Raw genomic sequence first — 12502 nt, 5'->3', positions numbered from 1 at the left:
GAACCACCCTGTTTTGGCCATGCCCAGCCCCAGCCGTCTTTTCACCTTCGACTTCCTGGGCCTGTGCCTGGTCATCTTCCTGACCTACTGCAACACCACGGTATTCTACAGCCTCGACGTCCACCTGGGGATGCTCGGCATCGACCAGCACTGGAGAGGCTTTCTCATCGGCAGTTCCGCCCTGGCCACCATTGCATCGTTCCTGCTGTACAGCCCGTTCATGTCCACCAGCAACGCCGTGCGCAACGCCTGCCTGGGAGCGGTCACCCTCATGCTCTGCGGCGCAGGCTACCTGGAAGCCCGCAGCATCGCCGCGCTGCTGGCCGTTCGCGTGGCGACCGGCGTGGGCGTGTACCTGCTCAGCGCCTCCTGCATGACCCTGCTGGTGGACCGCATCCCTCCGGCCCGGAGCGGACAGGCCTTCGGCCTCTATTCCGTGGCCATCCTGCTGCCGTATTCCATTGTGCCTGCCGTGTTCGACGGCTTTTTCGGCCATGTGGCGTTCAATCACGGGTATTTCGCCATGTCGCTCTTCCTGGCTCCGGCGCTGGGACTGCTCCTCTCCATCGGGGCGAGGCGCCGCAACGGCCATGCGGCTCCGCCGTTCCCCCCGCCCGGCTACGGCGCGATGATGCGCGACATGGCCACCGCCTCTGTAGGGCTGTTGCTCCTCTTGACCACGCTGTACATCGCTGTGTTCGCATCCGTATTCTTCCTGGCCAAGGGCCTCTTCCAGGAGCGCTCCTTCCCGCACGTGGGGACGTTCTTCGCCATCCAGATGGCCTGCATGATCGGCGTGCGGGTGCTGGCCAGCCGCGTGTTCGACCGCGTCCGCAAGACCAGGCTCATCGCCCTGAGCTTCGGCCTGACCGCCGCCAGCTGCGCCATGGCCGCCCTGGCCCGGGAGCAGTGGCAGGCGCTTGTCTCCGCCGTGGTCATGGGGGTGGGGATGGGGCTTGGCACGCCAGCCATGAACTCGCTCATGTTCCACATCTCGCAACCGCGCTCCAAGGGCATGAACACCAACCTGATGACCATGGCGCAGCAGACGGGCTACTTCCTCGGCCCCGTGCTGGGCTCCCTGGCCGTGCACCGCCTGGGCTACACGGGATTTCTGGCGTTGGACGTGGCGCTGTGCTGCGCAGCGCTCGGCATATGCGCCGCTTACGCCAGACGCGGCCTGGACCGTGACGCCGACGCCGCCAGGACCAGGTCGTGACACGTCCTTGCCCCAATGCCGCCGGATGACAGCCGCCCCAGGCAGGCGCACAGGAGCCTGACCCGCACGACGCGCCCGCGCCTCGGGTGAACTGCTCCCGACCTTTGGCCGGGCTCCTGGCTGTGGATTGCGAATCACAGCTCGGGTGAGGTCACCTTCCAGGCATATTCGTTGCCATCGCCCCCCCATAATCATACAATATCCCACGCTCAAGCAGCGCCCTTTTGCGTTCATGGCCTTGCGTCGGGGCTAATTTTATACCAGCTGCTGCGGTACACTCATTGGTGGGCGCGCTTATGAACAACTGGCTTACTGTCTCCCTTTTCGCAGGAACCGTCTGCTTTTCCATTATTGTATTCCTGTACTGCTTTCTCTACGCCAAGTACCGCAGCAGCGCCTTGATTCTCTGGGGCCTGGCGTGGCTGTCCCATGCCCTGCGCAATGTGGTCATCCTGATCAACGTGACCTATGGCCCCTTCATCAGTGTGGCCATGCTGGAACAGATGCTGGTGGCCTGCACCGGGTCTCTCCTGCTCCTGGGTTCGCTCCACTACGTCGGCAGATCACCCCGGAGATGGTTCTTCGTTGTAGTGGCGGGCGCTGTGCTGTGGCCCGTCGCGGCAGTCCTGTTCGCTGTTCCCCAGCCGTGGTTTTTCATCCCCAACTATTTTTTCTTCGGCTCAAGCCAGATCTTCAACGGCGTGGTGCTCATCCGCAAGTCGCGCGGCGAGAGCATCGGAGGCCGCATCGCCGGATGCGCGATGATCCTGTGGGGCCTTCACCACTTCGACTACCCGTTCCTGCGCCCCCTGACCTGGTTCGCCCCCTGGGGCTTCCTGATCGGGGCGGTGCTGGGCCTTCTTGCCGCCGTGTCGATAATCATGGCCTACATGGAAGCACTCCAGGCCGAGTTGTCGCGCAGCGAGAAGCGTTTCCGTTCGTTGTTCCACGGGAACAAGATGCCGTTCCTGCTCATTGAGCCGCTCACAGGACGCATTGCGGACGCCAACACGGGAGCGGTCAATTTCTACGGCTACAGCCTTGAAGAGCTCAAGGGCATTAACATCAGCCAGATCAACGCCCTGCCTCCGGGGGAGCTGGCCTCCATGCGCGCCCTGGCCATGGCCGGACACCAGCAGCAATTCATATTCCCCCACAGACTCAAAAGCGGCGAGGTCAAAACCGTCGAGGTGTTCTCCAACCTCGTGGAGAGCGGGGGAACACAGCTGTTGTTTTCCATCGTCCAGGACGTCACCGAGCGGCAGCAGGCCCTGGGAGACCTGGCGGAAGGCAGGGAGCGCCTGCGCGCCGTCGTGGAGAACGCGGCTGACGCCATTTACCTGGCCGACGAACACGGCCGCTTCGTGGAGGTCAACGCTGCGGCGCAGCAGCAGACCGGCTACACGCGGGAGGAGCTCCTGGGGATGAGCATCCCGGATGTCGACGCAAACTCATCCAGGGACAACCCCAATGCCCTGGAGGCCGTCATGCAGTCAGCAAACGGCATGGCGTTTGAAACCCGCCACAGACACAAGGATGGCGCCATATTTCCTGTCGAGGTCCGTGCGGCCAGGCTGGAACTGCAGGGTGCCCCCCACGTGCTGGGGATCGTATCGGACCTCACTCCCCGCAAAGAGGTCGAGCGCAAGCTGGCTGAAGCCAACAGGACCCTCACCGCCGTCCTGGACGGAATCCCGGCCCTGGTGAACGTGGTGGATGTCTCCACGCGGGAAGTCCTGTTCATGAACCAGGCGCTAAAGGAAGCCCTGGGCAGGGATGGCGTCGGCGGACTCTGCCATGACATTTTCCGCGACAAGTCCTGCGCCTGCCAGAACTGTCCCATCGAGCGGATGAACCTGGACACTGAAGGCGGGTCCTCCGTCAGCGTATGGGAGGATCGCAACCCCATCTCAGGCATATGGCAGATCAACCACGACCGCCTCCTGCAATGGTTCGACGGCAGGACGGTGCGCGTCCAGATCGCCTTGGACATCGGCCAGCGAAAACAGGCCGAGGAACGCCTGATGCAAAGCCAGGCAACGCTTGCCAACGTCTTGAACATGGCGAAGATCGGACACTGGGAACTGGATGTAACCAACGAAACCTTCACATTTTCCGACAGTTTCTTTGCAGTATTTCATACCACCGCCGAGGCCATGGGCGGTTACACCATGCCGATTGCAGAATACGCAGAACATTTCGTGCACCCTGAAGACAGGCACATCATTGCAGATGAATACAGAATGTCCCAGCGCACAAAAGACAGGGGATACAGCCGCTACACCGAGCACCGCATTCTCTATGCGGACGGCGGCACAGGTTACATCGCAGTAAAGTACTTCGTTCTGAAGGACGATGACGGCAAGACCATCAAGACCTATGGATTCAACCAGGACATCACCGAACGCAAACAGACCATGGAGGCCATGCAGCGCCAGGAGTATTTATTGCGCGAGATGGGGAGGCTGGCCCAGATTGGCGGCTGGGAAGTTGACCTGTCCACCGGTGAAGGCAAGGTCACGGAGCAGGTTGCCTTGATCCACGAGGTGGACGCCTGGGGAGAACGGGGGATTCAAGGTGGCTTGGACTTCTACCTGCCGGACTCCCGGCGCCTCATTGAAGCCGCCGTGAACCGGGCCATACAAGAAGGCATTCCCTATGACCTTGAACTTGAGATACGGACGGCAAAGGGCAATACAAAATGGATCAATACTATCTGTGACCCCCTCATCCACGATGGGAAAGTTGTCCTGCTGCGTGGAACGCTTCAAGACATAACCGACAGAAAACACATTGAGGACGCCGTCAGGCAGAGCGAGGAAAACTACAGGCAACTGTTCGAGGCCGAATCAGACGCGGTATTTCTTATTAACTGCTCAGACAAGCGCCTCATCAAGTTCAATTCTGCAGCCTGCTCTCTTTATGGATACAGCCACGAAGAACTTGACGGCATGGATGCGACAAATCTCTCCGCGGAAACTGAACAATCTTCACTTTCAATAGTCACTTCACCAACTGAAGACAATGAAATACTGCAAATCCCCATACGAATTCATCGCAAAAAATCTGGAGAACTATTTCCTGTTGAACTGACAGGACGTTACTTCAAGTTACGGGGCCAGCAGGTTCTTATCGTCGCAGTACGCGACATTTCCGCGAGAATCGGAGTCGAAGCGGCGCTGCGAAGCGCAAAAGAAGAAGCCGAGTCCGCCAACAAGGCGAAATCTGAATTTCTTGCCAACATGAGCCACGAGATACGCACGCCCCTGAACGGCATACTCGGCATGCTTCAGCTGCTGGAGACAACACACCCCAGCGAAGAACAGCGCGAGTATCTTGTTGGAGCGCTTCAATCGACAAACCGGCTGACCAGGCTGCTGTCCGACATACTGGACATATCAAGAATTGAATCCGGAAAGATGCAGACATTTGAGACAGAGTTCAGCATCAAGGAAATGCGCAACTCGATCAAGGGAGTATTTGAATTGGAGGCGAGGGAGAAAGGTCTTCGCCTGGAGTTTGGGCGCGACGAGGAACTTCCCCTGGAATTGATCGGAGACGAGGCGCGCTTGCGCCAGATCCTGTTCAACCTCGTGGGCAACGCCATCAAGTTCACCGACACGGGAGAGGTGCGCGTGGAAGCGTGCTTGCTCCCGAACCAGGTCGGTTCCGCGATCCGCGTGCTGATCACTGTAAGCGACACAGGAATCGGCATCCCCGACGAAAGCCTCAAGAACATCTTCGAGCCCTTCGTCCAGGCCGAAGGGTCCTACACGCGGCGTTACCAGGGCGCTGGCCTGGGCCTTTCCATCGTCCGCCGCCTGGTCAAGCTGCTTGGCGGGGAAATGGCCTTCGAAAGCACTCCCGGAGAGGGGACCACCGTTTACCTCTCCATGCCGTTCACAATCCCCGACAAACCGGCGGGCTTCACACAAGAAGAAGAGCCCCGCACCCAGGCCCCCTCCCCCGGGAGTCCATTACGCATCCTCTTCGCCGAGGACGACTCTGTGAGCTCAATCGCGGGCAAACGGATGCTTGAGCGGGCTGGATACCTGGTGGCGACCGCCAGAAACGGGCAGGAGGTGCTGCAACTCCTGGCTGCCCAGGAGTTCGACCTGATCCTGATGGATATCCAGATGCCGGTGATGGACGGCGTGGAGGCAGCCAAGGCAATCCGGGCTGCGGGCGAACTGGGCGCGAAGTCGGCCATCCCGATCATCGTCATGACTGCATACACCATGACTGGCGACAGGGAGAAGTTCCTCGCAGCCGGAATGAACGACTACATCGCAAAGCCAGTCAACAGGGACGAACTCATCAAGGTGATCGAAAGGGTCGCGGGGGGAAATGTCACGCGCATGAGCTGACGCAATCCCTTGTAGTCAATTCAATCCGGTGCGTGATCCTGCTGGATACGTCGCTGCCACGGAAAGTTCCCGCGACAGGCGCGGTGAGTGCGGGCTCCGAACTTGCGCACAGAGCCAGATGCGCGTCTGAGACTGCCAATCCCAGCGTGGGATCGTACCCGCGCCAGCCAGCCCCCGGCAGGTAGATCTCGGCGCAGGCGTGAAGGTCCCGCTGGGTCTGGTCGGCATCTCCGGCCTGATAGCAGGAGAGGTAACGCGCCGGGATGCCCACCGCCCGGCACGCGGCCATGAACACGAGCGCCGTGTCCCGGCAGGCTCCGGAACCCAGCGCCAGGGTCAGGTCAGGGGACTGGATGCCGGGGTCGGGGCGTATGACCACCGCTATGTTGCTGTACAGCCAGGAGTTGAGCTCGTTCAGGAAGGCCAGGGTGTTCCGGCCGGTGCTTTCGGCGATTTCCCTTCCAAGTTGCGCCGCCTTGTCCGAATCGGCCACCGCGGCAAGGCAAGGCCCCAGCACGTCCTGCTCCTTGTCCGGAAATTGGGGCGCAAGCTGATGTGCGCCCGGACTCAGGAGGTAATCGTAGGGGTTCGCGCGCAGGGTTCGCGCGCTAAAGCATGTGGTGATGGTCAATGACGCGTGCTGCCCCTCGAACCAGAGCCAGCAGGCCTGATTCCCCTCGGCGTCCTCGATTTCCGAGAACCCTGCCGGTTCCGGGAGAACCCGCATGGAGAACGACTCCAGCTGCTGGCTTCTGTCCTGCCGGGGGAAAAGGCGCACCAGATGCGGCTCCAAAAAAACCGGCCTGGAGAAGTGCCATGTTGTCTCGTGTTCCCCGGTAAAGTGCACGATACTATTCCTCGAGACGGCATTGCAATTTGCGGGTGACCGGAGAGAGCTTTGCCGCAATGGCCTCGATCCATTCCGACGGCAGAACATGGACGCTCTCGCGCAGGCGTTCCTGCCACCAGGTGGAGATGTGCTCCAGGTCCTTTTTTTCGAAGCGATGCTCCACCAGGGAGAACGTCCCCTTGGTGTACACCACGACATCCAGCGGGAAATCCACCCCGGCGGCGCTAATGCGGGTGGAATCGAAGGCCAGGCAGCCCACCTTGAGGGCGAAGTTGATGGAGTCCTCGTGCTTGAGGGTGCGGTCCAACACGGGCTTGCCGTATCCGGTCTCCCCTATGATGTGGTAGGGGGTGCCGGGGCTGATCTCCACCCAGTTGCCCTGGGGGTAGATGAGGTAGAGCCTGTGGCTGGAGTCGCCCGAGAACTGCCCGCCCATGATCACGTGGATGTTGAAGTGGAGCCCTGCTTCGTCGAGGTATTCCTTGTCCTCCTTGGCCACGCGGCGGATGATGTCCGCCAGGGTGTTCACCGCCTTGTAGATCTTGTCCTGTGGGGGGCAGGTCTCCAGCGCCTCTTCAAAGTATGTCACCACTTTGTCGCGCACGGAGCGCAGCCCGGAGGTCATGAAGAAGATGGCCCCGCTCTGGGTCTCGTAGGTGCTCATCTTCTGGGCGGTGGTCATTTCGTTGCCCGCCGTGATCCGGGTGTCGGCAATGCCGACCAGGCCCTCGTCCACGGTAATGCCAAGACAAAAGGTCATTGTTCCACCTGTACCTGGGCCGCCCCGCCGGGGTAGCCGAAAAATTCGCGCCCGAGACAGGCGTCCACTGCGTTCATGCGAATTTGCATCCTGTCCGTGAAGCGGTGCAGACCTTGGTCGAAAACATCCTCTATGGTCAAGTACGACAAGTCTGCGCGAAGCTGGCCCAGCAGCCGCTCGCTCTCGCTGGCGAAGTGCCCCATGGGGGTTCCCGTGATGGTGTACAGGGACGCCTGGGTCTGGATGAGGCCATGCAGCACGGACCGGGGGAACTCCTGGTCGAGCATGAGAAATTCCACGACCTTTGCAGGCGAGATGCGTCCCCGGCAACGCCGGAAGGCGTTGAGCGCGCTGGTGGCCCGCAGCAGGGCGGACCAGTGGATGGAATCAAAAACCAGGCTCTGGTCGCCCTCCTCCGGGAGCATGCGGTGGCAGTTCACGTCCAGAATGCGCGAGGTCTTGTCGCAGCGCTCCAAAAGCCTGCCCATGCGCGCGAAGTGCCACGCTTCGTCGTTGATCATGGCGTCCGCCGATATCCCGCCGACGATGAAATCCCCCCGCTTGACCTCCTGGCAGAGTTCATAGGGGTTCTCCACCACGTCCAGAGGCCGTCTGGAGGCCTCCTTCACGAAGTGGAACGTCGTGTTGATCTGCTCCCACATTTCGTAGGGGATCACCTCGCGTATAGCGCGGGCGTTTTCGCGGGCCAGCCACAGGCAGGAGGATATGGAGTTCTGGTACTCGGCCTCGAAACTGAGGAAGGTGATCACCGAGGCGGCGTCGTATTCTGCGTACCGTTCCTCGAAGAGGGCCTTGTCGCCGCTGGCGATGATGAGGGATTTCCAGGCGTCCTGTCCTGATCCGGGGATATCCAGGGTCAGGTGCCAGTTCACGTCCACGAACCGGGCCAGGTTTCCGGCCCGCTCCAGATAACGGCTCATCCAGTATACGGCGTTTGCCACGCGCGAGAGCATAGCTCGTCCTTTCCGGTTAGTGTTTGAGGACCCAGGTGTCCTTGCTGCCGCCGCCCTGGGAGGAGTTGACCACAAGCGAGCCTTTTTTGAGCGCCACCCGCGTGAGGCCTCCGGGGATCACCCGGACGTCGCCGTCGTGGAGGATGTAGGGCCGCAGATCGACGTGGCGTCCCTCGAAGTGGTCCCCCACGATTACCGGGGCGCGCGACAGCATGAGCGCAGGCTGGGCGATGTAGTTTCGCGGCTTGGCCTTGATGCGCGCGGTGAAGTCCTCGCGCTCCTGTTTCGAGGAACCAGGGCCGACCAGCATTCCGTAGCCGCCGGACTCGTTGGCCGCCTTGACCACCATTGTCTCGAGATTTGCAAGAACGTGATCCCGTTCGTCGTCGCGCCAGCAGAGGAAGGTCGGCACGTTCGGAATGAAGGCGTCCTCGCCGAGGTAGTAGCGGATGATCTTGGGCACGAAGGCGTAGACGACCTTGTCGTCGGCCACCCCGGTTCCCGGCGCGTTCGCCAGGCTCACATTGCCCGCCCGGTAGGCGTCCATGAGGCCTGGAACTCCGAGCACGGATTCCGGACGGAAGACTTTGGGGTCCAGATAGTCGTCGTTGAGGCGGCGGTAGATCACGTCCACCCGCTTGAGCCCCTTGGTGGTGCGCATGAACACCTGCCTGTCCTGCACCACGAGGTCCTGGCCCTGCACCAACTCGATGCCGGTCTGCAAAGCCAGGAAGGAGTGCTCGAAGTAGGCGGAATTGTAGATGCCCGGAGTGAGCAGCGCCACGCGCGGCCGGGTGACGCCCTTGGGGGCCATGCGCATGAGCAGGTCAAGGAGCCGGGCCGGGTAGTCGTCCACCGGGCGCACGCGGGAGGCGGCGAAGACCTCGGGGAGGGTGCGCTTCATGAGCCGACGGTTGGCCAGCACGTAGGAGACGCCCGAGGGGCAGCGCAGGTTGTCCTCCAGAACGTGAAAAACCCCGTGTTCGTCGCGTATCAGGTCAGTCCCCGTGATGTGGCACCAGATGCCCTTGGGGGGATCTATGTTCATGCATGCAGGCAGGAAACCCTCCGCTGTTTCTATGATCTCGCGGGGGATGACCTTGTCTTTCAGGATCTTCTGGTCGTGGTAGATGTCGTCCAGGAACAGGTTCAGGGCGTATATGCGCTGTTTGAGCCCGATCTCGATCTTGTCCCAGTCCCTTGCCTCCACAACGCGGGGGACCACATCAAACGGGAAGATCTTTTCCGTCCCCTCCTCATGGCCGTACACCGTGAAGGTGATGCCCAGGTCGTAGAGGGCCTGCTCGGCCTTGTGCTGGCGACCTGGCAGCTCGCCGCCCGGCAACGCCTCGATTTTCTCCATGAGCAGGCGGGCGCCCTCGCGCGGCACGCCGGGGGAGCTGAACATCTCATCGTAGAAAGGACCCGTGTCGTAGCCCGTGAATTTCATAATTTCGACCTTGTATCTACAATATTGTCATTTTCACCAATCAATGGCCGAAGCCTTCCTTGCTGTCAACACATGGTTGGAAGCGAGATAATCCGGGCAAGAAAGGGGCGCCCCGCCGAGTGACACCTCGACGGAGCGCCTGCACTCTTCTGGGGGGTCGAGAAAACAGCTCAACCTGCCCCCCATCTGCTTCCTCTACGGGGTCTGGCCCCTATCCGGCTGGCTCGTGACGAACGCTCCCCACACCAAACCCGGAAGGACCGTTACGTGGCTGCTCAGGCAGATTCCGTAACGCCTACTCCGGGCTCGTAACTTCCTACTCCGCCCGCGCCTCCATAAATGAACAGGGATCCACTAGCGGGTTGTACTGCTCCGCATTGCAACTTCATTTTTGTTTCTTTCCCGGAGCCAGTTGTTCTGCACTATGAATCGACACAGGGTATCGTGACCACCTCCAGATCCAGGAGTTATATGCCGTGATGAGAAAAGTACTTATTATCATTTCCAAATCCATCCTCATCCTGGCCTCAACCTTGCTCATTGCCGCAGCTTCCGACATCTTATTCAGGCAATATGAAAAGAAATTTTTAATAAAAGCTGTTGACAAGGAATCATCCATCATCAATCTTAAGCAATACGGCTTCAACGATCACAACATTGACCTTTCCCGGTCCAAGCCACCGGATGAATTCCGCATCTTGTGCATCGGGGATTCCTACACCTCTTCCACCACGAAGGCTGAATACGCGTACAGCGCAGTGCTTGAGAAGGAACTCAACAGTTTGAGCCTCGGGAAACGCTTCCGGGTGGTCAACCTGGGAATTCCCGGAACATCCTTTCCACAATACATGGGCTATTATCGCTTCTGGAGCAAACTCCTTCAGTTCGATGCTGTAGTATTCAACAATTATCTCGGAAACGATTACACCGACCTTGAATTCACGCCATACTCACCTGACCGTGCAGTTCTTGACAACATTCTAACCGGTATTGGAGCAACATTACCACGCGAACATTCGCTTCGATTCATGGATTACATCTACACCAACATACAGGCCAGGCAAAACTCCAGTCCGGGCACTGCCCAGTACAAGCCTTCCTTTCAGTTCCCCTGGAAGCGGTACGTCCAGATCATGTCGCGGTCTGCGCGCGTGTTTGATCCTGCGGAACTGCCCAAATTTCATAATGCCATGGACTGGACCCATCAGTTCATGAACATGGTCAGACAAATGCAGGATTCCGGAATCAAGGTCGCGGTGGTAGCGAGCCCGCCTCACATCTTCTTTGACAACAATCTGCTTTTGGAAATTTCGGCGCTCTCTCGCGTCACGTCGGACACCTTCGACCCTGCCCTCCCGGCTTTCCTTCTGGATCAGGAACGCAAACGTGCCGGAGTCAAGGACCCGATAATCGATCCGAGCGCCTGCCTGACCAGCCACGCGAACATGGGTGAAAAACTGTACTACGGCACTGACACCCATTGGACCGTTGAGGGCAACAAAGCGGTGGGTGATTATCTAGCCGCCGTGCTGGCCACGCGCTGGTTCGGGCTGTCCACCGGATCCGACGTTCTGGGTTGCAATTCCGAGGCGGCCCTGCGGGTTCCGAGCGAAAAGGGGCAAGCGGTCATTCGCAACTTGCTAGCAAAATACCGTCCTGCGATTGCGGAGAATCAGTAACGGCAAAAACGAAGTGGGCGACCCAACGGGCAAGGTGGAGAGGGGGGGGGTAAACATTAAATTGTCTAGCAAAATTAGTGCACTACGAAAAGAATCCCAGCACACATCGACATGTACCATACACTGCAAAAGGGGCCGGACCCTCAGGCCCAACCCCATACCTCACAGGCGAGCCAGGAAGAACTCGCGACCCTGGCCGCCTGCCGAGAAGACCCCTGCGGACTTTCCCGCTCCGCACAAACAAAGAAGGCCGCCTCATTTTTCGGCGGCCTTCCTCAAAATTATAAAGAGAAATTCCAATATAATGAATCACGGATCATTTAAAACTGTCCATCATCATGCCCTTGCCTTCCAAAAGGGCGTACTTTCCGTCCGACATCATTTTCTCGATATTCCTGTCAGCAGGGTCAGAGCTGTTCATCATCATCTCAGCCGCCTTCAGCATGATATCTGCGCCGTGCAGCATCTTCAGACTGCCTTTGTCCTTTGCTCCTGCCGACCGCATCATCCGATCACCTTTGGCCATCATCTTCTGGCCATCGATCATCGACTGCTTGTCCTTTTTCATCATCATGTCCGAACCCTCGATCATCAAATCAGCGCCCTTGTTCATTCCATCGTATTTCGCCTTGTTCTCGCTCATCCTCTTGGCGTCGGCCTTGGACGAGTCTCCAAAGGGCACCTGACCAGCGGAACTCGCAGAAAAGGCGGTCAACGGGGACGAAAGACACAGACACGATGCGAGAAGGGACAACACAAGACAATTGCGAATCTTGAACATGAAAGTCTCCTGATGAATGAATCTTTCCGGAAAAGCTCAGGACTTCGGCATGAATCCTGGCCTGCTCCTGAAGGTATATCGTTCAAATATTTTTCCTGATGCATCAGGGGGATAGCTCGTGATGTCGAAGAGCTCCCAGCCATCAGCCACTTTGGAATTGAAGAGTCCTTGCGATTCCATCGCGTGCCGGGGAGTGTCCATCTCCACTACCACGCATGAGTACACCGGCACCCACTCTTGCTGCTCTTCCACAATCCGCCCTCCTGGTTCGGGTTCTGCTCAGGCCGCCACCTGATACCAGGGAGTTCTTGAAAAGGAAAAGCCCGGAATGGAGGCCCGGCCATGTCAAACATGATCACCGCATGGCGAGAGATAACCTGAGAGGAGTGCCCGGCGGCGCCATCAACCTGTCCATGGCCGCC

General features: G+C 59.2%; 9 protein-coding genes. 3 read left to right on the top strand and 6 right to left on the bottom strand.

The window, feature by feature from the left end; all coding sequences use genetic code 11:
• The first annotated feature begins 19 nt into the window (after positions 1 to 19).
• Together G453_RS21680 and G453_RS28665 are read left to right on the top strand one after the other, a co-directional pair.
• Positions 20 to 1219 (top strand): MFS transporter, encoded by a 1200-nt coding sequence (locus G453_RS21680; RefSeq protein WP_043644071.1) that lies wholly within the window; start codon positions 20 to 22, stop codon positions 1217 to 1219.
• Between the two features lie 296 nt (positions 1220 to 1515).
• A complete protein-coding gene (locus G453_RS28665) occupies positions 1516 to 5586 on the top strand; it encodes a PAS domain S-box protein (RefSeq protein ID WP_051271353.1) in 4071 nt (1356 codons plus the stop codon).
• Here G453_RS28665 and G453_RS0101220 read toward each other — a convergent pair.
• The 4 genes from G453_RS0101220 to G453_RS0101205 are packed head-to-tail and all read right to left on the bottom strand — an operon-like array spanning position 5570 to position 9620.
• Positions 5570 to 6433, bottom strand: a complete 864-nt coding sequence (locus tag G453_RS0101220) for a transglutaminase family protein (protein WP_043643895.1) — start codon at positions 6431 to 6433, stop codon at positions 5570 to 5572. The genes G453_RS28665 and G453_RS0101220 overlap by 17 nt on opposite strands.
• A gap of 4 nt (positions 6434 to 6437) precedes the next feature.
• Positions 6438 to 7196: a peptidase gene (locus G453_RS0101215; RefSeq protein ID WP_027189567.1), complete on the bottom strand. Its 759-nt coding sequence runs from the start codon at positions 7194 to 7196 to the stop codon at positions 6438 to 6440.
• Positions 7193 to 8170, bottom strand: coding sequence for an alpha-E domain-containing protein (locus G453_RS0101210; protein WP_027189566.1), 978 nt, complete (start codon positions 8168 to 8170; stop codon positions 7193 to 7195). The genes G453_RS0101215 and G453_RS0101210 overlap by 4 nt, the downstream gene beginning before the upstream one ends.
• Positions 8171 to 8186: 16 nt before the next feature.
• The gene (locus G453_RS0101205; protein ID WP_027189565.1) at positions 8187 to 9620 is read right to left on the bottom strand and encodes a circularly permuted type 2 ATP-grasp protein; all 1434 of its coding nucleotides are present in this window, start codon (positions 9618 to 9620) and stop codon (positions 8187 to 8189) included.
• A 479-nt stretch (positions 9621 to 10099) separates the two neighbouring features.
• Between G453_RS0101205 and G453_RS0101200 the strand changes: the two genes are divergently transcribed.
• Positions 10100 to 11299: an alginate O-acetyltransferase AlgX-related protein gene (locus G453_RS0101200; protein ID WP_027189564.1), complete on the top strand. Its 1200-nt coding sequence runs from the start codon at positions 10100 to 10102 to the stop codon at positions 11297 to 11299.
• Between the two features lie 316 nt (positions 11300 to 11615).
• Here G453_RS0101200 and G453_RS0101195 read toward each other — a convergent pair whose 3' ends face one another.
• Together G453_RS0101195 and G453_RS0101190 are read right to left on the bottom strand one after the other, a co-directional pair.
• Positions 11616 to 12080, bottom strand: a complete 465-nt coding sequence (locus G453_RS0101195; RefSeq protein ID WP_027189563.1) for a hypothetical protein — start codon at positions 12078 to 12080, stop codon at positions 11616 to 11618.
• 36 nt (positions 12081 to 12116) lie between these two features.
• The gene (locus G453_RS0101190; RefSeq protein WP_027189562.1) at positions 12117 to 12332 is read right to left on the bottom strand and encodes a hypothetical protein; all 216 of its coding nucleotides are present in this window, start codon (positions 12330 to 12332) and stop codon (positions 12117 to 12119) included.
• Positions 12333 to 12502 lie beyond the last annotated feature (170 nt).

Origin of the sequence: Fundidesulfovibrio putealis DSM 16056 (assembly GCF_000429325.1) — a bacterium.
Lineage (GTDB): Bacteria > Desulfobacterota > Desulfovibrionia > Desulfovibrionales > Desulfovibrionaceae > Fundidesulfovibrio > Fundidesulfovibrio putealis.
The sequence above is the reverse complement of the archived record's forward strand: the minus strand, read 5'-3'. Positions and strand labels throughout refer to the sequence as shown.